Source organism: Exiguobacterium sp. A1_3_1 (assembly GCF_048985645.1).
Classification (GTDB): domain Bacteria; phylum Bacillota; class Bacilli; order Exiguobacteriales; family Exiguobacteriaceae; genus Exiguobacterium_A; species Exiguobacterium_A indicum.
In genome coordinates this window covers 1-24,229 of the sequence record NZ_WBYY01000029.1, presented here as the reverse complement: position 1 = coordinate 24,229, position 24,229 = coordinate 1, and the positions used below count along the sequence as shown (strand labels likewise).

At 48.7% G+C, this 24,229-nt stretch carries 26 protein-coding genes and 2 other annotated features; all 26 genes read left to right on the top strand.

Annotated elements, in window-relative coordinates:
* The coding region (locus F8N00_RS05025; protein ID WP_421017870.1) for a hypothetical protein at window positions 1-215 on the top strand (215 nt) is incomplete at its 5' end.
* A 76-nt stretch (window positions 216-291) separates the two neighbouring features.
* Window positions 292-1,668 (top strand): DNA repair protein RadA, encoded by a 1,377-nt coding sequence (radA, locus tag F8N00_RS05020; protein ID WP_029343076.1) that lies wholly within the window; start codon window positions 292-294, stop codon window positions 1,666-1,668.
* A gap of 127 nt (window positions 1,669-1,795) precedes the next feature.
* On the top strand, window positions 1,796-2,881 hold the full coding sequence (locus tag F8N00_RS05015; protein WP_023466590.1) for a PIN/TRAM domain-containing protein: 1,086 nt from the start codon (window positions 1,796-1,798) through the stop codon (window positions 2,879-2,881).
* A gap of 132 nt (window positions 2,882-3,013) precedes the next feature.
* Window positions 3,014-3,697, top strand: coding sequence for a 2-C-methyl-D-erythritol 4-phosphate cytidylyltransferase (ispD, locus tag F8N00_RS05010; RefSeq protein WP_023466592.1), 684 nt, complete (start codon window positions 3,014-3,016; stop codon window positions 3,695-3,697).
* 2 nt (window positions 3,698-3,699) lie between these two features.
* Window positions 3,700-4,182: a 2-C-methyl-D-erythritol 2,4-cyclodiphosphate synthase gene (gene ispF, locus F8N00_RS05005; RefSeq protein ID WP_029343079.1), complete on the top strand. Its 483-nt coding sequence runs from the start codon at window positions 3,700-3,702 to the stop codon at window positions 4,180-4,182.
* Window positions 4,183-4,225: 43 nt separating this feature from the next.
* A complete protein-coding gene (gene gltX, locus F8N00_RS05000) occupies window positions 4,226-5,674 on the top strand; it encodes a glutamate--tRNA ligase (protein ID WP_023466595.1) in 1,449 nt (482 codons plus the stop codon).
* Window positions 5,674-5,892, top strand: a binding site (T-box leader). It overlaps the preceding gene by 1 nt.
* A 9-nt stretch (window positions 5,893-5,901) precedes the next feature.
* A complete protein-coding gene (gene cysE, locus F8N00_RS04995) occupies window positions 5,902-6,621 on the top strand; it encodes a serine O-acetyltransferase (protein ID WP_276327341.1) in 720 nt (239 codons plus the stop codon).
* On the top strand, window positions 6,575-7,972 hold the full coding sequence (cysS, locus tag F8N00_RS04990) for a cysteine--tRNA ligase (protein ID WP_421017869.1): 1,398 nt from the start codon (window positions 6,575-6,577) through the stop codon (window positions 7,970-7,972). The genes cysE and cysS overlap by 47 nt, the downstream gene beginning before the upstream one ends.
* Window positions 7,969-8,373 carry a Mini-ribonuclease 3 gene (locus F8N00_RS04985; protein ID WP_023466600.1) on the top strand — a complete coding sequence of 135 codons (405 nt, stop codon included), beginning with the start codon at window positions 7,969-7,971 and terminating at the stop codon, window positions 8,371-8,373. The genes cysS and F8N00_RS04985 overlap by 4 nt, the downstream gene beginning before the upstream one ends.
* An 85-nt stretch (window positions 8,374-8,458) precedes the next feature.
* A complete protein-coding gene (rlmB, locus tag F8N00_RS04980; protein ID WP_035399377.1) occupies window positions 8,459-9,223 on the top strand; it encodes a 23S rRNA (guanosine(2251)-2'-O)-methyltransferase RlmB in 765 nt (254 codons plus the stop codon).
* Entirely contained in the window at window positions 9,220-9,750 is a 531-nt protein-coding gene (locus F8N00_RS04975; protein ID WP_035399363.1) for an NYN domain-containing protein, read from the top strand. The genes rlmB and F8N00_RS04975 overlap by 4 nt, the downstream gene beginning before the upstream one ends.
* A gap of 187 nt (window positions 9,751-9,937) precedes the next feature.
* Window positions 9,938-10,579, top strand: a complete 642-nt coding sequence (gene sigH / locus F8N00_RS04970; RefSeq protein WP_023469884.1) for an RNA polymerase sporulation sigma factor SigH — start codon at window positions 9,938-9,940, stop codon at window positions 10,577-10,579.
* Between the two features lie 156 nt (window positions 10,580-10,735).
* Window positions 10,736-10,882 (top strand): 50S ribosomal protein L33, encoded by a 147-nt coding sequence (gene rpmG / locus F8N00_RS04965; RefSeq protein ID WP_058713996.1) that lies wholly within the window; start codon window positions 10,736-10,738, stop codon window positions 10,880-10,882.
* Between the two features lie 44 nt (window positions 10,883-10,926).
* Window positions 10,927-11,097: a preprotein translocase subunit SecE gene (secE, locus tag F8N00_RS04960; RefSeq protein WP_023466605.1), complete on the top strand. Its 171-nt coding sequence runs from the start codon at window positions 10,927-10,929 to the stop codon at window positions 11,095-11,097.
* 19 nt (window positions 11,098-11,116) lie between these two features.
* A complete protein-coding gene (nusG, locus tag F8N00_RS04955) occupies window positions 11,117-11,668 on the top strand; it encodes a transcription termination/antitermination protein NusG (RefSeq protein ID WP_023466607.1) in 552 nt (183 codons plus the stop codon).
* Between the two features lie 149 nt (window positions 11,669-11,817).
* Window positions 11,818-12,243, top strand: a complete 426-nt coding sequence (gene rplK / locus F8N00_RS04950; RefSeq protein WP_023466609.1) for a 50S ribosomal protein L11 — start codon at window positions 11,818-11,820, stop codon at window positions 12,241-12,243.
* 117 nt (window positions 12,244-12,360) lie between these two features.
* Window positions 12,361-13,047, top strand: a complete 687-nt coding sequence (rplA, locus tag F8N00_RS04945) for a 50S ribosomal protein L1 (protein WP_023466610.1) — start codon at window positions 12,361-12,363, stop codon at window positions 13,045-13,047.
* 55 nt (window positions 13,048-13,102) lie between these two features.
* Window positions 13,103-13,254 (top strand) — a sequence feature (ribosomal protein L10 leader region).
* Window positions 13,255-13,304: 50 nt separating this feature from the next.
* The gene (gene rplJ / locus F8N00_RS04940) at window positions 13,305-13,811 is read left to right on the top strand and encodes a 50S ribosomal protein L10 (RefSeq protein WP_023466611.1); all 507 of its coding nucleotides are present in this window, start codon (window positions 13,305-13,307) and stop codon (window positions 13,809-13,811) included.
* A 76-nt stretch (window positions 13,812-13,887) separates the two neighbouring features.
* Complete coding sequence (gene rplL, locus F8N00_RS04935) at window positions 13,888-14,256, top strand: 50S ribosomal protein L7/L12 (protein WP_023466613.1); 369 nt, start codon at window positions 13,888-13,890, stop codon at window positions 14,254-14,256.
* A gap of 82 nt (window positions 14,257-14,338) precedes the next feature.
* Window positions 14,339-14,935, top strand: coding sequence for a class I SAM-dependent methyltransferase (locus F8N00_RS04930; RefSeq protein ID WP_023466614.1), 597 nt, complete (start codon window positions 14,339-14,341; stop codon window positions 14,933-14,935).
* Between the two features lie 231 nt (window positions 14,936-15,166).
* Window positions 15,167-18,724 carry a DNA-directed RNA polymerase subunit beta gene (rpoB, locus tag F8N00_RS04925; RefSeq protein ID WP_035399374.1) on the top strand — a complete coding sequence of 1,186 codons (3,558 nt, stop codon included), beginning with the start codon at window positions 15,167-15,169 and terminating at the stop codon, window positions 18,722-18,724.
* A gap of 20 nt (window positions 18,725-18,744) precedes the next feature.
* Window positions 18,745-22,344, top strand: a complete 3,600-nt coding sequence (rpoC, locus tag F8N00_RS04920; protein WP_023466618.1) for a DNA-directed RNA polymerase subunit beta' — start codon at window positions 18,745-18,747, stop codon at window positions 22,342-22,344.
* 80 nt (window positions 22,345-22,424) lie between these two features.
* Window positions 22,425-22,676: a ribosomal L7Ae/L30e/S12e/Gadd45 family protein gene (locus tag F8N00_RS04915; RefSeq protein WP_023466620.1), complete on the top strand. Its 252-nt coding sequence runs from the start codon at window positions 22,425-22,427 to the stop codon at window positions 22,674-22,676.
* Window positions 22,677-22,801: 125 nt separating this feature from the next.
* A complete protein-coding gene (gene rpsL, locus F8N00_RS04910; protein WP_023466621.1) occupies window positions 22,802-23,221 on the top strand; it encodes a 30S ribosomal protein S12 in 420 nt (139 codons plus the stop codon).
* 49 nt (window positions 23,222-23,270) lie between these two features.
* The gene (rpsG, locus tag F8N00_RS04905) at window positions 23,271-23,741 is read left to right on the top strand and encodes a 30S ribosomal protein S7 (RefSeq protein WP_023466623.1); all 471 of its coding nucleotides are present in this window, start codon (window positions 23,271-23,273) and stop codon (window positions 23,739-23,741) included.
* Between the two features lie 124 nt (window positions 23,742-23,865).
* Window positions 23,866-24,229 (top strand): GTP-binding protein (locus F8N00_RS04900; protein WP_421017868.1); only part of this gene is annotated, 364 nt, incomplete at its 3' end.

Genomic DNA, 24,229 nt, shown 5'->3' with positions numbered 1-24,229 from the left:
CACCAGCTGCCCTCTCGAAGATTGCCGATATCGGATACGATCCAGAGTACGGTGCACGTCCAATCCGTCGTGCCCTTCAACGGGAAGCGGAAGACCGGTTGTCAGAAGCATTGCTCGCAGGCGATATCCAAAAAGGAGAACGTGTTGCGCTTGATGTCGAAGAGAACGAATTCATCGTTCGCCGGAATCACGTGAGTTCTGCCGCAACGGAATAAGCACTGAGCACAGGGCCAGCTTTCGCACTTTCTGAGCGAAGCTGGTTCTTTTTTTGAAACAGAAAGGATGAATCGATTGGCTAAGTTAAAAACAAAATTCGTTTGTCAAAGCTGTGGGACCGAATCACCGAAATGGATGGGACGTTGTTCTGGATGCGGAGAATGGAACACGATGGTCGAAGAAGTCGTCGAAGAGAAAAAAGGGCGGCGCGGTGCCGCTTTCGTTCATACGACAACAAAACAATTGAAGCCAGAGCGCCTCGCGAACATCGTCTCGCAAGAAGAGAGTCGCGTCTTTACCGGAAGTGGTGAATTCGACCGTGTCCTCGGAGGCGGTATCGTTCCAGGTTCGATGGTGCTTGTTGGAGGAGATCCGGGGATCGGGAAGTCGACGATCTTACTGCAGACGAGCGCACGTCTTGCACAACGTGGCGAAAAAGTGCTCTACATCTCAGGAGAAGAATCGCTCAAACAAACGAAATTACGCGCGGAACGGCTTGGCTTACCGACACAGGATTTGTTCGTCCTGAGTGAGACGGATATGAACATGATTGAACGTGTCGTCGATGAAGAACAGCCACGTTTTTTAATCATCGACTCGATTCAAACCGTCTACATCGATGAAATCCAGTCTGCACCCGGGAGCGTGACACAGGTACGTGAATGTACGGCGATGCTGATGAAAATTGCGAAGAGTCGCGGTATTGCGATCTTCATCGTCGGTCACGTCACGAAACAGGGTTCGATTGCTGGACCACGTTTACTGGAGCACATGGTGGATGCTGTCTTGTATTTCGAAGGCGAACGTCACCATACGTTCCGGATTCTGCGTGCCGTCAAAAACCGATTTGGTTCAACGAATGAGATCGGAATTTTTGAGATGCGGGAGTCTGGTCTTGAAGAGGTCTTGAATCCGTCAGAAATTTTCCTCGAGGAGCGGACGTCCGGTGTATCCGGTTCAACGATTGTTGCTTCGATGGAAGGGACACGGACGGTCCTCGTCGAACTGCAAGCACTGATTTCACCGACGTCATTCGGGAATCCTAGACGGATGGCGACCGGAATCGATCAGAACAAGGTTGCCTTATTGATGGCGGTCCTTGAGAAACGATCGGGTCTTCTCCTTCAGACACAAGATGCGTACCTTAAGGCAGCCGGGGGTGTGAAGCTGGATGAACCCGCGATTGACTTGGCGGTTTGTGTTGCGATTGCTTCCAGTTTCCGTGACAAGCCGACGCGTCCGACGGATGTCGTGATTGGTGAAGTCGGATTGACAGGTGAGGTTCGTCGTGTATCGCGGATTGAACAACGTGTAGCAGAAGCAGCCAAACTCGGTTTCACACGGGCAATCATTCCGAAAAACAACTTAGGGGGTTGGACGTATCCGGACGGGATTACGGTCGTCGGTGTCGAGAGTGTGGACGAAGCATTACGTGAAACCATTCCGTTTTAAGCTGGAATGACGCAAAAAATGGGGGAACTGTAATGGATATGTAAACAGTTTCCCCTCCTTCCGGCGTAGGTAGTTCAAATCAGTACATGTTACAATGAACTTAAAATAAGCAAAGGAGGTGAGAAGATTGAAAATCGTCATTCGGGTATTTTTTGCATTACTCGGACTTGCCCTCGGGATCTTGTTGCTTCCTCAGTTCTTCCAATTAATTGAGACGGCAACGAATACGACATTCCCTGCATGGTTGATGAGCGAATACGTAACTGGAACGATTGGTGCACTCATATTCTTATTAATTGGATTATTCATTACGGATTCGGTAATTCGACTTCTCCGATTTTTAGAAGAACGACTCGTCAAAGCCCCAGTAGCAGATCTCTTTTTTGGAACATTTGGTTTGTTGATTGGGTTGGTACTTGCCTTCCTCGTCAGTACATTGATTGATTTGGTAGGTATTCCTGTCCTCAGTAACGTCTTAACGATCTTCGTGACCGCGTTATTCGGATATCTTGGCTTTACGGTCGGGTATCGTAAACGTCATGAATTGACGAAAATCTTCTTACGTAGTAACCAAAGTGAGAAAAAGGCGACGCCAGAAGTCGTCGTCCCAGTTAAATCAAACAGCAAGGTACTCGATACGAGCGTCATCATCGACGGACGAATTACGGATATCACGAAGACCGGTTTCGTCGAAGGAAAACTGATCGTCCCGCAATTCGTCATCGGTGAGTTGCAGTACATCGCCGATTCTTCAGATACGTTGAAACGAAACCGTGGACGTCGTGGACTCGATGTCTTAAAAGAGTTACAAGAGATTCCTGGAGTCGAAGTCGAAATTTATGATGGCGATTTCGAGGATGTACCGGAAGTCGATATTAAGCTGATCAAACTCGCGGAACTCGTCAAAGGGATCGTCGTCACGAACGACTATAACTTGAATAAAGTCTGTGAAGTCCGACATGTTCCTGTTCTTAACATCAATGACCTGGCGAATGCCGTCAAACAAGTCGTCATTCCAGGAGAAGAGATGACCGTTCTTGTCATCAAGGAAGGAAAAGAACAAAAACAGGGCATTGCCTATCTCGAAGATGGGACGATGGTCGTCGTCGAAGGCGGAAAACATCTGATTTCGAAAACGATTGGCGTTGTCGTCACAAGTGTCTTGCAGACATCAGCTGGACGAATGATTTTTGCGAAACCACAAGAAAAATGAGACACTATGCCTAGAGAGACATCGAGAGGCATTCGGATAGACCCCGTAACGGATTCGATTTCATGATCGAGTCCGTTTTCGGTGTGATGGAATGGATCACGATGATCAGTGAGAGAGAAAAGAGGGAATGGGATGTCTACAGCCACATATCGCGTCGTCATCCCCGCTGCCGGTGCCGGTAAGCGGATGGGCGCAGATCGTAATAAATTGATGCTTGAACTAAGAGACCGTCCAATCATCGCTTGGACACTGGATGTCTTCGAGGCAGATCCGGCATGTACGGAAATCGTCCTTGCGATCAATCCACTAGAACAAGAATGGTTTACAAGTATTATCGCGTCTTATAAGACATCGATTAGACTTGTCGCGGGTGGTGCCGAACGTCAGGAAAGTGTTCTCCGTGGTCTTGAGGCGTTAGAAGGCGAAGGGATCGTTCTGATCCATGATGGTGCCCGACCGTTCATTTCACAAGCAGCGATTCATGCGGTCGTCCAAGCGGCAGTCCTAGACAAAGCGGCGATTCTTGCCGTGCCGATTAAAGACACGGTCAAACGGATTGAAGCGAATCACATCAGCGAGACCGTCCCGCGGGAACACCTGATGGCAGCCCAGACACCACAAGCGTTTGATCTTGCGACGATTCGTACGGTTCACGAAAAAGCGGCAACGAAATACCTAGGAACCGATGATGCAAGTTTGATAGAATGGGACGGAGGAAAAGTAACGATCGTCCACGGTCACTACGAAAATATCAAGATGACGACACCGGACGATCTGTGGTTCGGTGAAGCGATTCTAATGAAACGAGGGAAATGACGATGATTCGAATTGGACAAGGTTTTGATGTACATGCCTTTGCAGAGGATCGGAAATTGATTTTAGGCGGCATCGAGATTCCGCACACGAAAGGATTGCTCGGTCACTCGGATGCAGACGTCTTGTTACATACGATTGCCGACGCGGCACTTGGTGCAATCGCAGCAGGAGATATCGGAAAACATTTTCCGGATACGGATCCGGAATTCAAGGATGCCGATTCAGCAAAATTGCTGCAGCATGTCTACGCGCTCGTTAAACAACAAGGGTATGAGCTTGGCAACCTAGATGCGACAGTCATCGCACAGGCACCAAAGCTCCGTCCGTACATCGACACGATGCGTGCGCGGATCGCGGAATTGCTCGAAGCGGACATTGAACAGATCAATGTCAAGGCAACGACGACGGAATGGTTAGGTTTTACGGGACGAGAAGAGGGAATCGCTTGTCAAGCAGTGATTCTACTGAAACGAATCGAAGAATAAGGTATACTAGATAAGCGAATTTTAGTCGAAGGAGTGATTGGCAATGGCAGAAGTACGAGTACGTTATGCCCCAAGTCCAACAGGACACTTGCATATCGGGAATGCCCGGACTGCATTATTTAACTATCTGTTTGCGCGCCACTTAGGCGGTAAGATGGTATTACGAATCGAGGATACGGACCAAAAGCGGAACATCGCAGGCGGTGTCGAGAGTCAAATGAAGAACCTCGAGTGGCTCGGTGTCGATTGGGACGAAGGTCCAGGTCGCGGTGGTGAGTACGGTCCTTATTCACAAATGGAGCGTCTCGATATCTACCAAAAGTACACGGACGAGTTACTTGAAAAAGGACTTGCTTACCGTTGCTACATGACATCGGAAGAGCTCGAAGCAGAACGCGAAGCACAAATCGCACGCGGAGAAGCACCACGTTATTCAGGAGCGCACCGTAACCTGACAGCAGAACAAGAAGAAGCGTTCCGCGCAGAAGGTCGCACGCCGTCGATTCGGATTCGTGTACCGGAAGATGTCACGTATACATGGAATGATATCGTTAAAGACGACGTCTCATTCGAATCAAAAGACTTCGGTGACTGGGTCATCGTCAAAAAAGATGGCATTCCGACGTACAACTTTGCCGTCGTCATCGACGATCATTTAATGGCGATCAGCCATGTTCTTCGTGGGGATGATCATATTTCGAACACACCGAAACAGATGATGATCTATGATGCGTTCGGTTGGGAATACCCGACGTTCGGTCACATGACATTGATCGTCAACGAATCACACAAGAAACTTTCGAAGCGTGATCACTCGATCATTCAGTATATCGAGCAGTATAAAGAGCTCGGTTATCTCCCGGAAGCATTGCTCAACTTCATCACGCTTCTCGGTTGGTCACCAGTCGGTGAACAAGAAATCTTCACGAAAGAAGAGTTCATCGAAATCTTTGACGCGGATCGTCTGTCGAAGAGTCCAGCTGTCTTTGACCAAAACAAATTGGCTTGGATCAACAGCCAGTACATGAAACATCAATCGTTCGAAGAAGTATTCGAAGCCAGTCTTCCGTTCTTACAAGAAGCAGGTCGCGTCGAAGCGTCACCTTCAGAAGAAGAGCTCGCTTGGGCACGTGATCTCGTTGCGTTATACCGCGAACAGATGACGCATGGCGCGGAAATCGTCAAGCTTTCAGAGATGTTCTTTGAGGACGAAGTGGTGTATGATGAAGAGGCAAACACTGTCTTGAGTGGCGAGACGGTTCCGACTGTACTTGCAGAATTCGCGAACCAGTTACGCGCTCTCGAAGAGTGGACACCAGAAGCAATTAAAGCATCGATCAAAGCGACGCAAAAAGCGACTGGTCAAAAAGGAAAGAATTTATTCATGCCAATTCGTGTCGCGACGACAGGACAGACGCATGGTCCAGAACTCCCGAACACGATTCAATTACTAGGAAAAGACCGTGTGCTTGCACGGCTTGAAGCAGAATAACGAAAGCGTAGACGAGGAAAGTAACGATGCGTCTTCTTCTCCAGAGACAAGCTCGAATGGTGCGAGGGCTTGAAGAAGCGAATCATGAAATGCCCCTCTGAGTGCTGCCCGAAATCCGTGAGAGTAGGCGCAGACGTATCTCCGGCGTTAACGGACGTCGAGAGGGACGAGTCAATCGTCCAAACAGAGTGGGACCGCGCTTCGTTAGCGTCTCTGTGCAGCAATGCATAGAGGCGCTTTTTCTTATGGAGAGGAGAACGTATATGACACGGATACGAGAAGATATCCGCAATGTGTTTGAGCAAGATCCAGCTGCCCGCAGCACGTTAGAAGTCATTTTGACATACCCGGGCTTACATGCGATTTGGATGCATCGCCTGGCCCATCGACTCTGGAACGCAAAGTTTCGCTTACTCGGTCGATTAATTTCGCAGTTCAGTCGCTTTTTGACAGGCATCGAGATTCATCCAGGAGCGACGATTGGACGCCGATTCTTTATTGACCACGGGATGGGTGTCGTCATTGGTGAGACGACGATCATTGGGGATGATGTCACGTTGTTTCAAGGCGTGACACTCGGCGGAACGGGGAAAGAAACAGGAAAGCGTCATCCGACGATTGAAGACGGCGTACTTGTCTCTGCCGGTGCCCGTGTCCTTGGTGATATCACGATTGGGGCATACTCAAAAATCGGTGCTAGTTCCGTCGTCTTAAAACACGTTCCTTCCAATGCGACTGTCGTAGGCATTCCGGGACGTGTCGTCATTCAAGACGGCATGAAGGTCGAAGCACCACTTGATCATCGTTTCCCGGATCCGGTCAGCGAATGCCAAGAGCGGATTGAAATGGAACTAGAAGTATTAAAACAAGAAATTGAACGGATTAAAGGAGGGCGACGTCATGATTCAACTGTACAACAGCATGACCGGAAAAAAGGAACCATTTAAACCATTAGAAGAAGGAAAGGTCAAGATGTATGTCTGTGGCCCGACGGTTTACAACTACATTCATATCGGGAACGCGCGTCCAGCCATCGTTTTCGATACGGTCCGTCGCTACTTCACATACCGCGGATACGAAGTTAAATATGTCTCGAACTTCACGGACGTCGATGATAAGATCATCCGGACAGCGAACGAACTCGGAGAAGACTATCATGCGTTGACGAAACGTTTCATCGAGGCGTATCACGCGGATACGGGCGCCTTGAATGTCCAAAAAGCGGATATCCATCCACTCGTCACGGAAACGATGGACGATATCATCGCCTTCATCGAAGTCCTCGTCGAAAAAGGCAATGCCTACGCATCAAGCGGGGATGTCTACTTCCGGACGCGTAGTTTCAAGGATTATGGTCAATTGAGCCAACAGTCGATCAATGAATTGCGCGCAGGCGCACGAATCGAAGTCGGAGAGAAAAAAGAAGATCCGCTTGATTTCGTGCTCTGGAAAGCAGCAAAACCAGGAGAGCCGGCATGGACAAGTCCATGGGGCGAAGGGCGACCAGGCTGGCACATCGAGTGCTCGGCGATGGCGAAGAAATATCTCGGGGAGACGATCGACATTCATGCTGGTGGACAAGACTTGAAATTCCCGCATCATGAGAATGAGATCGCCCAGTCTGAAGCATGCAACTCACAGAAATTCGCGAACTACTGGATGCATAACGGGTTCTTGAACATCGAAAACGAGAAGATGTCGAAGTCGCTCGGTAACTTCTTGACGGTCCATGAAGCGATCCAAGCGGTTGATCCGATGGTGTTACGTTTCTTCATGTTATCGGTTCAGTATCGTCACCCGATCAACTACAGTCGTGAACTGATCGATCAAGCAGCGAATGGTCTCGCACGGATTCGGGAATCGGTCGCAAACATCGAACACCGCCTTGACATGACGGCTGATCTCGGAACAGGTGACGAGAAGTGGTTGAATCGTCTAGCGGCGATCAAGGAACATTTCATCACATCGATGGATGATGATTTTAATACAGCGAACGCTGTGACGGATTTATTCGATCTCTCGAAAGAAGCCAACTTGTACCTTGGAGAAGCACATGTGTCGAAACAGGTGCTCGAACAGTTCCTCGCACTCTTCTCGGAATTATCAGATGTCCTCGGTGTCACGTTGACAGTCGACAAAGGCTTACTCGATGAAGAAGTCGAACAGTTGATCGAAGAGCGGAACACAGCCCGTCAAAATCGTGACTTCGCACGAGCGGACGCAATCCGCGATCAGCTGCGTGATCAAGGCATCTTGCTGGAAGACACAGCGCAAGGGATGCGGTGGAAGCGCGGATGAAGAACTACAAACAACTGAATGCACTCGCGTTAGCGTACATGGGCGATGTCGTCTATGAGATTCGTGTGCGGGAGCGATTGCTCGAACAAGGTTATGTGAAGCCGGGCGAGTTGCATAAAGCAGCTGTCCGGTACGTTCGGGCTCAAGCACAAGCGACGGTCGTGACGCACTGGTTGAACACGGATGCGCTGACGGAAGAAGAAGCAGCGGTCGTTCGGCGCGGAAAGAACGCGAAATCCGGTTCTGTCCCGAAGAGCACGGACGTCCACACGTATCGCTACGCGACAGCATTTGAAGCATTGCTCGGTTATATTTATCTTTCAGAAGGAGGGGATCGCCTTGAAGAACTCATCGGACAAGCGTTCGAACTACTCGAAGCCGAAAAAACAGACGAATCCTAAGGCTACCGGTGCGAAGCCGAAAACGAAGGCACAGCGCCCAGTACAAGAGAAACGAAAAGCCGCTCCAGTCAAGGAACAGCCCGTCGTGATCGAACCACTCGAAGAAGGACAAGATTTCTTGTCAGGTCGTAATCCGGTCCTAGAGGCATTGCGGAGTGGACGAGAGATGAACAAGCTGTTCTTGCAGGAAGGACAACAAAAAGGACCGCTTGCCGTCATCCATGCGATGGCGCAGGAAGCGGGCATTCAAATCCAGCTCGTCCCGCGTTCGCGGTTAACCGGTTTAGCTGGAACGGAAAATCACCAAGGTGTCGTCGCAGCGGTTGCTGCGTATGAGTACGCCGAGATGGAAGACATCTTCGAGCTTGCACGTCAAAAGGATGAAACACCACTCTTGATCATGCTTGATGAGCTCGAAGATCCACATAACCTCGGATCAATCTTGCGGACAGCAGATGCTGTCGGAGCACACGGAATCATCATTCCGAAGCGTCGCTCAGTCGGGTTGACGCAAGTCGTTGCGAAAGCATCAACAGGCGCGATTGAACATATCCCGGTCGTTCGCGTGACGAACCTCGCTCGGACGATGGAGGATCTAAAGAAACAAGGCATCTGGTTCGTGGGAACGGATGCACGTGAAAGTGACGACTACCGGACACTCGATGGGACGATGCCGCTCGGAATCGTCATTGGAAGTGAAGGAAAAGGAATGAGCCGGCTCGTCCGTGAGAAATGTGACTTCCTCGTCCACCTCCCGATGGCAGGACATGTCACGTCGCTCAACGCATCGGTGGCGGCTTCGCTATTATTATATGAAGTCTACCGGACTAGAAAGCCGTATGCGCGATGAAATATGATCGTCTCATCGTAGATGGCTACAATATCATTGGCGCATGGCCAGAATTTAGGACGTTGCGGGAGCAAGACTTTGAATTAGCACGGGAACGGTTGATTCATGCGATGGCGGAGTACCAAGCCGTCACAGGGATCAGCGTTACGATCGTCTTTGATGCCTATCTGCAACCGGGTCGTGAGTCTCGGATGCAAAAAAGTGGAATCGAGATCGTCTATACACGGGAGAACGAAACGGCAGATGAATGGATTGAAAAGACAGCTGCTGATTGGTTACAGGATATTCGGGTCAAGCTAACAGTAGCGACGAATGATTACACGGAGCAGTGGGTCATCTTCACGCTTGGCGCACTCCGTATATCGGCGCAGGAACTCCGGCGTGAATGGAAAGCGGCAGTTGCCGTCATCAAACAACAGACGACGTCCGCGAAGACAGCGGCTCAACCGCGCTCGAAGATTGATTTACCGGAAGACGTCCTCGCACGTCTCGAAGCGATTCGTCGCCGAAAGAATTCAGATACATGATATGAACCATTCGCATGAGCGATCCACCGTTCTCCTTTATTCGGAAGAACGGTGGTTTTTTATAGAAAAGATACATTTTGGATACAACAAAAGAGGTCATGCCAATTTTCATTGTCGTGCGACAGGTAATTATTGTATAATTAAAAACAATTGAACTATTCGTCAATGATGCTTGGAGGGATACAGGATGAGTTTGGTTTCGTTCGACCAGTTTGAGTGCATGACCGATGAAGCGCTTGTAGAACAAGCGAAAGAGTTCGATAACAGCGATGCGCTCGAATTTTTGATCGAGCGGTATCGAAATTTCGTACGCGCCAAAGCCCGTTCTTATTTTTTGATTGGGGCAGACCGAGAAGATATCATTCAAGAAGGAATGATTGGTCTCTATAAAGCGGTACGAGATTACCGAACGGATAAGCTCGCCTCGTTTAAAGGATTTGCCGAATTATGCATCACGCGACAGATGATCACTGCGATTAAGACAGCAACACGTCAGAAACATATCCCATTAAACTCGTACATCTCGCTCGATAAACCGATCTATGACGATGAATCAGAGCGGACGTTACTGGATATCATCACGTCGACAGCACCTTCTGATCCACAAATCTTGATCGTCAACCGGGAAGAATACGCAGACATCGAATCAAAGATGGAGGAGATTCTGAGTGATCTCGAACGAAAAGTCCTCGCGCTCTATCTTGACGGACGGACGTATCAGGAAATCTCCGACGACCTTGATCGTCATGTCAAATCGATCGATAATGCCTTGCAACGCGTCAAGCGGAAGCTTGAACGTTACCTCGAAGCACGAAAGATGACGGTCTAACAGAGAGGTAGATTGACCGTAATCCCTTCCTATGCTACTGTATAACTAGCGCCTTACTAGCGAGACGCCGCTCATAGGCGTTTTTTTTTACGCTCTTTTTTGGGAAGGAAAGTAACACAACAGAAGAGAAGAGTGGCAAAGAAGGAGGGCTTTGAGATGGCGAAGAAAGTAGGCCTTGCTTGTGATAATTGCGGTGCCCGCGACTATACGACGATGAAAAAAGAGGACGTCACTGTCCGCTTGGAATTTAAGAAATTCTGCCGTCGTTGTAACGCGCATACGATTCATAAAGAAGCGAAATAAGGCTTCATCTGTCCCGATTTATTACATCCTGGAGGGAAAGTACGATGAAATTTTTGCGTGACGTATGGAATGAATTGAAAAAGACGAGCTGGCCAAAACGGAAAGAGCTGACGAAATACACATTGACGGTCATCGGTATGGTGATCTTCATGGGTGTCTTCATCTTCGGCGTCGATTCAGGGCTTAGCGCATTGATGAGCTGGTTGATTAAGTAAAAAGAAGAGGTGGCCTACCATGGAGAAACAATGGTTTGTCGTCCAAACGTATTCCGGATTCGAAAACAACGTCAAGGCGAACCTTGAACGTCGGATTGAATCCATGAACATGGACGAAAAAATCTTCCGTGTACTCGTTCCGATTGAAACAGTACAAGAAGAAGTAACGAACAAAAAGGGAGAAACGAAAATCAAGGAACGTGAAGTCAAGATCTTCCCGGGGTATGTCCTCGTCGAGATGGTCATGACGGATGATTCTTGGTATGTCGTCCGGAATACTCCGAACGTCACGGGCTTCCTCGGATCAGTCGGCGGCGGTTCAAAACCGACACCACTCCTTCCGGAAGAAGCGGAAAACATCCTTGGATCAATGGGTCTCGTCGATCTGAAGAGCCGTTACGACTTCTCACTCGGACAAATCGTCCGAATCAAAGAAGGAGCTTTTGAAAATCTCGAAGGTACGATCGAGGAGCTTGATACAGATGCTGAGAAAATGAAAGTCTCTGTTGATATGTTCGGTCGCGAAACGAAGGTCGAGCTTGATTTCGCACAGGTCGATAAAATCGATTAAGTTTCCTATTGCGAATGTTTTGTTTTAATGATACAATTTTTCGTGTTTGATGTTGTGCTTATTTCGATAAATAACTCGTCGAATAGAATGAGTGGGAGGACGCGCAACGTCCAATTAAACCACATTAAAGAATTAAGGAGGTGTGTCTCGTGGCGAAGAAGGTTATGAAACTCGTAAAACTTCAAATTCCTGCGGGCAAAGCAAACCCAGCTCCACCAGTTGGACCGGCACTCGGTCAAGCAGGTGTGAACATCATGGGCTTCTGTAAAGAGTTCAACGCTCGTACACAAGACCAAGCCGGCTTGATTATCCCTGTAGTCATCACGGTTTTTGAAGATCGTTCATTCACATTCATCACTAAAACTCCTCCAGCAGCAGTTCTCTTGAAGAAAGCAGCTGGAATCGAGAGTGGTTCAGGTGAACCGAACCGTAAGAAAGTAGCGACTGTCAAACGTGACAAAGTTCGTGAAATCGCTGAAACAAAAATGCCAGACCTTAACGCATCATCTGTTGAAACAGCAATGTTGATGGTTGAAGGTACTGCACGTTCTATGGGTATCGTAATCGAAGACTAATGTCTTTTTGATTACCATGAACAACGATGAGGGTCGCAGGCGGATAGTTTCTTGAAGCCTGCTACCCTTTCATTATGTGGGAGGATTTTCCGCACAACCACAAAGGAGGAACCTAAAATGGGTAAGAAGTACAAAGAAGCTGCTAAGCTTATCGATCGTACGGTTTCATACGAACTCGCAGAAGCTGTAGATTTGACTAAAAAATCTGCAACTGCGAAATTCGATGAGACTATCGAATTGGCTGTTCGTCTCGGAGTAGACCCGAAGAAAGCAGACCAACAAATCCGTGGAGCAGTCGTATTGCCACACGGTACTGGTAAAACACAAAAAGTTCTCGTCTTCGCGAAAGGTGAGAAATTAAAAGAAGCGGAAGCTGCTGGAGCAGATTACGCTGGTGATGCTGAGTACATCAACAAAATCCAACAAGGATGGTTCGACTTCGACGTTATCGTCGCGACACCAGACATGATGGGTGAAGTTGGTAAACTTGGTCGCGTTCTCGGACCAAAAGGCCTCATGCCAAACCCGAAAACAGGTACAGTTACATTTGACGTCACAAAAGCAATCAACGATATCAAAGCTGGTAAAGTTGAGTACCGTGTCGACAAATCAGGTAACATCCACGTTCCTGTCGGTAAAAAATCATTCGATAACGAGAAACTCGTTGAGAACATCAACACAGTTATCGAAACTCTCGTAAAAGTTAAGCCTGCTACTGCTAAAGGTGTATACCTTAAGAACATCGCGATCGCTTCTACAATGGGTCCTGGTGTAAAAGTATCTTCAGCTGACTTCGCGAAATAATTTCGTCTAAAACGAACTTGACAACGTTCTAAGAACGCTGTTACAGTATAAAACGTTGATATATTTCGACATACCGTAGACAGAAGGTGCTCACATGGGCATAAATCCTTCCGAGGTGTTCTTGCTCAGAGAGCCTGTTTGTTCAGGTATCCTTTTTGACGATTACGCCTCCTCTGCTCTGCAGACGGAGGCTTTTTATTTGAAATCGAGCAGCCCCTCGCACCGGTACATTTCATCTACCAGGAGGTGCAACAGAAATGGCAAACGAAAAAGTTATCGCTGTCAAAGCGGATCTCGTATCTGAGATCGCTGAGAAACTCCAAGCGAGCGCAGGAACAGTTGTCGTCGACTACCGTGGTCTCACAGTAGAAGAAGTCACTGAACTTCGTAAACAACTCCGCGAAGCGGGCGTTGAATTCAAAGTTTACAAAAACGGTCTCCTCCGCCGCGCGGCAGTTCAAAGCAACCTCGAAGGTCTTGATGAAGTCTTCACAGGTCCTAGTGCGATCGCCTTCAGCAATGAAGACGTTATCGCGCCAGCTAAGATCTTGAACGACTTCGCTAAAACGCACAAGGCTCTCGAACTTAAAGGTGGTATCATCGAAGGCAAAGTCACTTCAGTAGAAGATGTCAAAGCCCTTGCGGAACTTCCATCACGCGAAGGTCTCCTTTCGATGCTCCTCAGCGTGCTTCAAGCGCCAATCCGTGGACTCGCGGTGGCAACGAACGCAATCGCAGAGCAAAAAGAAGAACAATCTGCTTAATTTCTGCTTAGCGGGATAGGCAACCAACACAATTTTCACACCCCAACGTGGGCTAAATCAAAGGAGGAAAACCATAATGGCTTTCAACAAAGAGCAATTTATCGAAGACCTCAAGGGCATGACTGTTCTTGAACTTAACGAACTCGTAAAAACAATCGAAGAAGAATTCGGCGTATCAGCAGCAGCTCCAGTAGCAGTTGCAGGTGCTGGCGCAGGCGCAGCAGCTGAAGAGCAAACTGAATTCGACGTTATCCTTACTAACGCTGGATCTGGTAAAATCAACGTCATCAAAGCAGTTCGCGAATTGACTGGTCTCGGTCTTAAAGAAGCGAAAGCTCTCGTAGACGGAACTCCAGCACCAGTTAAAGAAGGCGTTTCGAAAGAAGACGCTGAAGCAATGAAAGCTAAGCTTGAAGAAGCTGGCGCTACTGTAGAAGTTAAGTAATTTTCTTCTTCCGTAGAAACAAAAGAAGCTCGCATTGCGAGCTTCTTTTGTTTTCATCTTTTACATGAGAGGGGAAGGAAACATGGCGGATCATTATTATACGAATGACCCTTCATCGAAACGAGATCCGAAGACGTGGGAATATGTTCTGCGTGGTCAGACGCTCCGCTTTACATCGGACCATGGTGTCTTTTCGAAGAACGGAATCGATTTTGGTTCCCGTCTGTTGATCGAGGCATTCACGGAACCGGCTGTAGCGGGAGACATCTTGGATGTCGGTTGCGGATACGGACCGATGGGCATCGCACTTTCGAAGTCGACGGGTCGTCCGGCACACTTGATCGATGTCAATGAACGGGCGCTCGAACTAGCGGCAGACAATGCGCGCGCGAACGGTGTTTCCGTGACGACCGGTGTGAGTGACGGGTATGATGGGGTAGGCGAATCGACATTCGCAGCGATCGTGACGAATCCACCGATTCGGGCAGGAAAAACGGTCGTTCATCGTATTCTCCGGGAAGCATATGATCACCTTGTCGTCGGCGGCGAGCTTTGGGTCGTCATTCAAAAGAAACAAGGTGGACCATCAGCGAAGAAATTGATGGAAGACGTATTCGGTATGTGTGAGACAGTTACCCGCGATAAAGGGTACTCAATATTTAAATCAATTCGGTCTTGACAAATCGAAGGATTTGTCGTTGACCGCATGTTGTGTCTATGATAGTATTATAAAATGCCATTGGAGTGATTTTTGGATAAGATGTTTGAAAGCAGCTGGCGTTCTCGACTACAGATGATTGAGTAGACAAGACGTCGCTTTTTTGCGCTTATCAATCAAAAAATGGCTTCAATGTTCGATATTACACCCGTCCTTCTCTATAAGAAGAAGTGGGTCTGAGAGGTGAATCAGTTGACTGGTCAACTTGTTCAGTACGGTCGTCACCGTCAGAGAAGAAGCTATGCACGTATCAGCGAAGTATTGGAACTTCCAAACTTAATCGAGATTCAAACGAATTCGTATGAGTGGTTCCTGCGGGAAGGTCTTCGTGAGATGTTTCATGACATTTCGCCGATTTCCGATTTCACAGGGAATCTCGTATTAGAATTCATCGACTACTCGCTCGGAGAGCCGAAGTATTCGATCGATGAATCGAAAGAGCGCGACGTGACCTATTCGGCACCACTACGCGTTAAAGTCCGTCTTCAAAATAAAGAGACGGGTGAATTGAAAGAACAAGAAGTCTTCATGGGTGACTTCCCGCTTATGACGGAGTCGGGAACATTCATCATCAATGGAGCGGAGCGCGTAATCGTTTCGCAGCTTGTTCGTTCGCCAAGTGTTTATTACAACAATAAGTTAGATAAGAACGGTAAGCGTGGATTCTCCGCGACAGTCATCCCAAACCGTGGTGCATGGCTCGAGCTCGAGACAGACGCGAAAGACATCGTTTATGTTCGCATTGATCGCACGCGTAAGATTCCAGTAACGGTTCTTTTACGTGCTCTTGGTTTCGGTACGGATCAGGAAATCATCGATCTTCTCGGTGATGATGAGTACCTCCGGAATTCACTTGAAAAAGATAATACGGAATCAACGGAAAAAGCCCTCATCGAGATTTATGAGCGTCTACGTCCGGGAGAGCCGCCGACAGTCGAAAACGCAAAAGCGTTGCTCGTGTCGCGCTTCTTTGACCCGAAACGTTATGATTTGGCAAACGTTGGTCGTTATAAAATCAATAAAAAGCTTCATCTTAAGAACCGTCTCTTCGGTCAAAAACTTGCGGAAACGCTTGTTGATCCTGAGACAGGTGAAGTCATCGCGGAAGCAGGAACGGTCCTTGATCGTCGTATGCTCGATAAAGTCCTTCCATTCCTTGAAGGATCCGTTGGTTACATCGAAGCGACGCCTACAGGCGGCGTGACGCAGGGTGAGGCTTTCAACTTACAGTCAATCAAGGTGTTCGCACCGGACGATGCTGAAGGTGAACGCATCATCAATATCATCGGTAACGGTAACATCGATCGTGACATCAAGCACATCACGCCTGCTGACATGATTGCTGCCATCAACTACTTCTTCAACTTGTTGCATGAAGTCGGTACGACAGACGATATCGACCACCTTGGTAACCGTCGTCTTCGTTCAGTCGGTGAGCTGCTCCAGAACCAATTCCGGATCGGTCTCTCACGGATGGAACGTGTCGTTAAGGAACGGATGTCGATTCAGGATCAGAATGCGATCACGCCACAGGCATTGATCAACATTCGTCCAGTTATCGCATCGATTAAAGAGTTCTTCGGTAGCTCGCAGTTGTCTCAGTTCATGGATCAAACGAACCCGCTTGCGGAATTGACGCACAAACGTCGTCTTTCAGCACTCGGACCTGGTGGTTTGACACGTGAGCGCGCTGGTTTCGAAGTTCGTGACGTACACTACTCGCACTATTCCCGTATGTGTCCGATCGAAACGCCAGAGGGACCAAACATCGGTTTGATCAACTCGTTGTCTTCATACGCGAAGGTCAATGAGTACGGCTTCATCGAAGCGCCATATCGTCGTGTCGATCCAGAAACGGGCGTCGTCACGGATGAAATCCACTACATGACTGCTGACGAAGAGGATCTCTACGTCGTCGCACAGGCAAACATGTTGTTGACGGAAGAGAAGACGTTCCAAGATTCACACGTCCTTTCACGTTTCCGTGGACAAAACTTGTCTGTCGAACCAGCACGTGTCGATTACATGGACGTTTCGCCGAAGCAGGTTGTATCTGCCGCAACGGCTTGTATCCCGTTCCTTGAGAACGATGACTCGAACCGTGCCCTCATGGGAGCGAACATGCAACGTCAGGCCGTCCCACTTCTGAACCCGGAATCTCCGATTGTCGGTACAGGAATGGAGTACGTGTCTGCGAAAGACTCAGGAGCCGCTGTCGTTGCGAAGCACGCAGGGATCGCTGAGCGTGTCACGGCGCGTGAAATCCTTGTCCGTCGTACGACGGAAGTCGATGGCAACATCGTTGAAGGTGAACTCGACCGTTACAAGATTCAAAAATTCATCCGTTCTAACCAAGGAACGTGTTATAACCAAAAACCAATCATCAAAGCAGGCGACCCAGTCGATAAAGGCGAGATCCTTGCAGATGGTCCATCGATGGACGGTGGGGAACTTGCGCTTGGTCGCAACGTACTCGTCGGTTTCATGACATGGGATGGTTACAACTATGAGGATGCTGTCATCATGAGTGAGCGTCTTGTCAAAGATGACGTCTACACATCGATCCACATCGAAGAATACGAATGTGAGTCGCGTGATACGAAACTCGGACCGGAAGAAATCACACGTGATATTCCGAACGTCGGTGATGATGCCTTGAAAAACCTCGACGATCGCGGAATCATCCGCGTCGGTGCGGAAGTCAAGGACGGCGATATCCTCGTCGGTAAAGTTACGCCGAAGGGTGTAACGGAATTGACAGCGGAAGAACGTCTTCTTCATGCAATCTTCGGTGAAAAAGCACGTGAAGTCCGTGATACATCTCTCCGTGTACCACACGGTGGTGATGGAATCATCCTCGACGTCAAAATCTTCGATCGCGATAATGGGGACGAGCTCTCACCTGGTGTCAACCAGTTGATCCGTGCTTATATCGTTCAGAAGCGTAAGATTCACGAGGGTGACAAAATGGCGGGTCGTCACGGTAACAAAGGTGTTATCTCGCGTATCCTTCCAGAAGAAGACATGCCGTACATGCCAGACGGTACGCCAATTGACATCATGTTGAACCCACTTGGGGTTCCATCACGGATGAACATCGGGCAGTTGCTCGAGCTTCACCTCGGGATGGCAGCACGTCAACTCGGCATCAAAGTCGCATCACCGGTATTCGATGGTGCGCGTGAGGAAGATGTTTGGGCAACGATTGAAGAAGCAGGTATGGATCGCGACGCGAAGACTGTCCTTTATGATGGTCGTTCGGGTGAAGCGTTCGACAACCGCATCTCTGTCGGTGTCATGTATATGATTAAACTTGCTCACATGGTCGATGATAAACTTCACGCACGTTCGACAGGACCATACTCACTCGTCACACAACAACCGCTCGGTGGTAAAGCCCAGTTCGGTGGTCAGCGTTTCGGTGAGATGGAAGTATGGGCACTTGAAGCATACGGCGCAGCCTACACGCTCCAAGAGATCCTTACAATCAAGTCGGATGACACGATCGGTCGTGTTAAAGCGTACGAAGCAATCGTTAAAGGTGAGAATGTACCACAACCGGGCGTACCGGAATCGTTCCGAGTCCTCATTAAAGAGCTTCAATCCCTTGGTATGGACGTCAAGATGATGTCTGCTGATGATGAAGAAATCGAAATGCGCGACGAAGACGAGGACAATATCCCGAACGCGACTCCAGCACTCGAAGAAGTTCAAGCGCCTGTCGCACCAGTTGTTACTGAAGAGGAATAAGCGAAAGGGAGGTCCACCCCTTGGTAGATGTTAATAGATTTGAATATATGCAAATCGGCCTCGCTTCCCCCGAAAAGATCCGTTCATGGTCTTTCGGGGAAGTGAAAAAGCCGGAGACGATCAACTATCGTACACTCAAACCGGAGAAAGACGGTTTGTTCTGTGAACGTATCTTTGGTCCAACAAAAGACTGGGAATGTTACTGTGGTAAATACAAACGGATCCGCTATAAAGGAATCATTTGTGACCGCTGTGGCGTTGAAGTCACGAAGTCGAAAGTCCGTCGTGAGCGCATGGGTCACATCGAGCTCGCAGCACCGGTTTCGCACATCTGGTACTTCAAAGGAATTCCTAGCCGTATGGGACTCGTCCTCGACATGTCACCGCGTGCGTTAGAAGAGATCATCTACTTCGCGTCGTACGTCGTCACAGATCCAGGCGAATCGACACTTGAGAAGAAACAACTCCTTTCAGAGAAAGAATACCGTGCATATCGTGAGAAGTTCGGTCGTTCGTTCACTGCTGAAATGGGTGCGGAAGCAGTTCGTAAATTGCTCCGTGACGTAGAACTCGATAAAGAAGTCGCTGCATTACGTGAAGAGCTTCGTATGATTCAAGGACAACGTCGTACGCGTGCGATCAAACGCCTTGAAGTCCTCGATGCGTTCCGTAACTCAGGCAACAATCCAGAATGGATGGTGCTTGAAGTACTTCCAGTCATCCCACCGGAACTTCGTCCGATGGTTCAACTCGATGGCGGACGTTTCGCAACGTCTGACTTGAACGACTTGTACCGCCGCGTCATCAACCGTAACAACCGTCTCAAGCGTCTTCTTGACCTTGGCGCTCCGAACATCATCGTTCAGAATGAAAAACGGATGCTTCAAGAAGCAGTTGATGCTTTGATCGATAACGGTCGTCGCGGTCGTCCAGTCACTGGACCAGGTAACCGTCCACTTAAATCACTTTCACACATGTTGAAAGGGAAACAAGGACGTTTCCGTCAAAACTTGCTCGGTAAACGTGTCGACTACTCTGGTCGTTCGGTTATCGTCGTTGGTCCAAACCTGAAGATGTATCAATGTGGTCTTCCAAAAGAAATGGCCCTTGAACTCTTCAAACCGTTCGTCATGAAAGAACTCGTCTCTCGTGGCATCGCACCGAACATCAAGAGTGCGAAACGGAAAATCGAGCGCGTTCAACCTGAAATCTGGGATGTCCTCGAAGAAGTCATCCGTGAGCATCCGGTTCTCTTGAACCGTGCACCGACACTTCACCGTCTCGGTATCCAGGCGTTCGAACCAACGCTCGTCGAAGGACGCGCGATTCGCCTTCACCCACTCGTATGTACGGCATACAACGCCGATTTCGATGGTGACCAAATGGCGGTTCACGTACCACTTTCGGCAGAAGCACAAGCAGAAGCACGTCTTCTCATGCTCGCTGCACAAAACATCTTGAACCCGAAAGACGGTAAACCTGTTGTTACACCATCGCAGGATATGGTCCTCGGTAACTACTACCTCACGCTCGAGCGCGAAAACGCGATCGGCGAAGGTAAAATCTTCTCGACAGTGAACGAAGCGCTCATCGCTTACCAAAACGGTTATGCGCACTTCCATACACGTGTTGCGATTCCAGCCGGAGTTCTCAAGAACCCGACATTCACGGAAGAGCAAAACGAGAAATTATTGATTACAACAGTCGGTAAGTTGATCTTCAACGAGATCCTCCCAACGACGTTCCCTTACTTGAACGAACCAACGATGACGAACCTTCAAGAAGCGACGCCAGACAAGTACTTCCTTGAAAAAGGAACAGATGTCGCGGCAGAACTGAAGAACCGTCCGATCATCGACCCGTTCAAAAAAGGATTCCTTGGAAATGTCATCGCGGAAGTCTTCAAACGGTTTGAGACGACAGAAACAAGCCGCATGCTCGACCGCATGAAAAACCTCGGATTCAAACACTCGACTCGTGCCGGTATCACGGTAGGGATCGCGGACATCATCGTTCTTCCGGACAAACAAGAGATTCTTGTTGAAGCGCAGGACAATGTCGACCGCGTCATGAAATCGTACCGTCGTGGTCTCATCACAGAAGACGAGCGCTATGAGCGCGTCGTTAAATCGTGGAATGATGCGAAGGATGAAATTCAGTCTCGTCTGATGAAATCCCTCAACCGTCTCAACCCGATCTTCATGATGAGTGACTCCGGTGCCCGTGGTAACGCGTCGAACTTCACGCAGCTCGCTGGTATGCGTGGACTCATGGCCGCTCCAAGTGGACGGATCATCGAGCTCCCGATCAAATCATCGTTCCGTGAGGGTCTAACGGTACAGGAATACTTCATCTCGACACACGGTGCACGTAAAGGTCTTGCCGATACAGCCTTGAAAACGGCTGACTCAGGTTACCTGACTCGTCGTCTCGTTGACGTTGCTCAAGACGTCATCATCCGTGAAGATGATTGTGGAACGGATCGTGGTATCCGCGTCACAGCACTCCGTGAAGGAACGGAAGAGATTGAAAGCCTCTACGACCGCCTTGTCGGCCGTACTGCATTCGAAAACGTCGTTCACCCTGAAACAGGAGAAGTCCTCGTTTCAACGAACGAACTCATCGATGAAGACCTCGCGCGTGCCATCACGGACGCTGGTGTCGACAACGTTGAGATCCGTACTGCCTTCACATGTAACACAAGCCATGGTGTCTGTAAGAAATGTTACGGACGCAACTTGGCAACAGGCAACGACGTCGAAGTCGGCGAAGCTGTCGGTATCATCGCGGCACAATCAATCGGTGAGCCAGGAACGCAGCTTACGATGCGTACCTTCCACACAGGTGGGGTTGCCGGGGACGATATCACACAAGGTCTTCCGCGTATCCAAGAGTTGTTCGAAGCGCGTAACCCGAAAGGTCAAGCGGTCATCTCGGAAATCGATGGTCAAGTCATCGACTTCACGGAATCGCGTGACAAACGTGAATTGACGGTCCAAGGACTCAGCGAAACACGCACATACACGATCCCATTCGGTTCGCGTCTACGTGTTCAGCTCGGGGACGAGGTCAAAGCCGGTCAAGTCTTCACGGAAGGTTCGATCGATCCGAAAGAACTCTTGAACGTTAAAGGTGTATCCGGCGTTCAGAACTACTTGCTCCAAGAAGTTCAAAAAGTATACCGGATGCAAGGGGTTGAGATCGGTGACAAACACGTCGAGGTCATGGTTCGCCAAATGATCCGTCGCGTACGTGTCATCGAGTCTGGTGAGACTTCACTCTTACCAGGTTCGCTCGTCGATATCAGCACGTTCAAGGAAGCTTGTAAAGAAGCGCTCCGTAACGGGAAAGCTCTCGCTTCGGCGAAACCAGTTCTTCTCGGTATCACGAAAGCGTCACTTGAAACAGATTCATTCCTATCGGCTGCGTCGTTCCAAGAAACGACTCGTGTCCTTACGGATGCAGCGATTAAAGGGAAGAGCGACTACCTTCGCGGCTTGAAAGAGAACGTCATTATTGGTAAGTTGGTTCCAGCTGGTACTGGGATGTCACGTTACCGTCAGATCGATCTCGAAGTAGCTGGCGAAGCACCTGTAGAAGCCGATTCTCCGGTAGAATAAAACGCCTTGACACGCCGGTATGGCGGTGCTACTATGATATAGTGTTGCCAACCGGCTGTGTTATTTTGGAGGATATCTTCATGTCTTACAAAAAAGTAGTCGGCGCAGATTTGAAGTTTGTCGGTCAAAAGCAAACGCTCAAAGCATTGCGATCTGGCAAGGCGTCGGAAGTGATCATTGCGGATGACGCAGATGAACACGTAAAACAAGCATTGCTCGATGCGGCGAAACAAGCTAACGTTCCAGTCGTGAATGTTCCTTCTAAGCAAGAGCTTGGAAAAGCTTGTGGAATCGATGTCGCAGCAACCGCTGTTGCCATTAAGAAAGTTTGATAATGCGTTTTGTGTGGCGATGGAATGCCTGAGCCACGCAAAACGTTTCATTATGACTTTCGATGAACCACCCGGCTCGGTGGTTTTGAAATTTGTCATGAATTCAGGAAGGGAGGATCTCAAAGATGCCTACTATCAACCAATTAGTCCGTAAAGGACGTCAATCAAAAGTTGTGAAATCAGATTCGCCAGCGCTGAACAAAGGGTACAACAGCTTCATTAAAGCTCGTACTGACATCAGCTCACCACAAAAACGTGGTGTTTGTACTCGTGTAGGTACAATGACTCCGAAGAAACCGAACTCGGCTCTTCGTAAATACGCACGTGTACGTTTGACGAACACAATGGAAGTAACAGCTTACATCCCAGGTATCGGCCACAACCTTCAAGAGCACAGTGTTGTTCTTATCCGCGGCGGCCGCGTAAAAGACTTACCAGGGGTACGTTACCACATCGTTCGTGGTGCGCTTGATACAGCTGGTGTTGACGGCCGTATGCAAGGTCGTTCGAAATACGGTACTAAACGTCCTAAAGTTAAAAAATAATCTAGATATCTTAAGATATCACCTCACTATATGAAAGGAGGGACTCGGAATGCCACGTAAAGGTCAAGCAGAACGTCGTGATGTAATGGCTGATCCGATCTACAACTCTAAACTCGTTACCCGCCTTATCAACCGTCTTATGTTAGATGGTAAAAAAGGTACTGCTCAACAAATCTTATACAAAGCTTTCGAAACTATCGCTGAACGTTCAGGTCGCGATGCAATGGAAGTCTTTGAAGAAGCGATGAACAACATCATGCCAGTTCTTGAAGTTAAAGCACGCCGTGTAGGTGGAGCTAACTATCAAGTTCCTGTCGAAGTTCGCCCAGAGCGTCGTACGACACTCGCACTTCGTTACCTCGTGAACTACTCACGTCTCCGTAACGAAAAAACTATGGATGCGCGCCTTGCTAACGAAATCATGGACGCTGCAAACAACACTGGTGCTTCTGTTAAGAAGCGCGAAGATATGCACAAAATGGCGGAAGCGAACAAAGCGTTTGCTCACTACCGCTGGTAATTCCGAAAATCACCACCTCATGCATGCCATTTTTAATGGAATTATGAGGTGGCTTTCGGGTATAGTCATGACGTGTGGCAACACACGACCACTAAACTAAAATGCGAAAGGAGAATGTTTAAAGATGGCAAGAGAATTCTCCCTTAAGAACACTCGTAACATCGGGATCATGGCTCACATCGATGCTGGTAAAACAACAACGACTGAGCGTATCCTGTATTACACGGGTCGTATCCACAAGATTGGTGAAACGCACGAAGGTGCTTCACAAATGGACTGGATGGAGCAAGAGCAAGAGCGTGGGATCACGATTACATCGGCAGCAACAACTGCTCAATGGAAAGGTAACCGCGTAAACATCATCGATACACCTGGACACGTAGACTTCACAGTTGAGGTTGAACGTTCACTTCGCGTACTTGATGGTGCGGTAGCAGTACTTGACGCTCAGTCTGGTGTCTGTCTCTTATACACATCTCCGAGCCCAC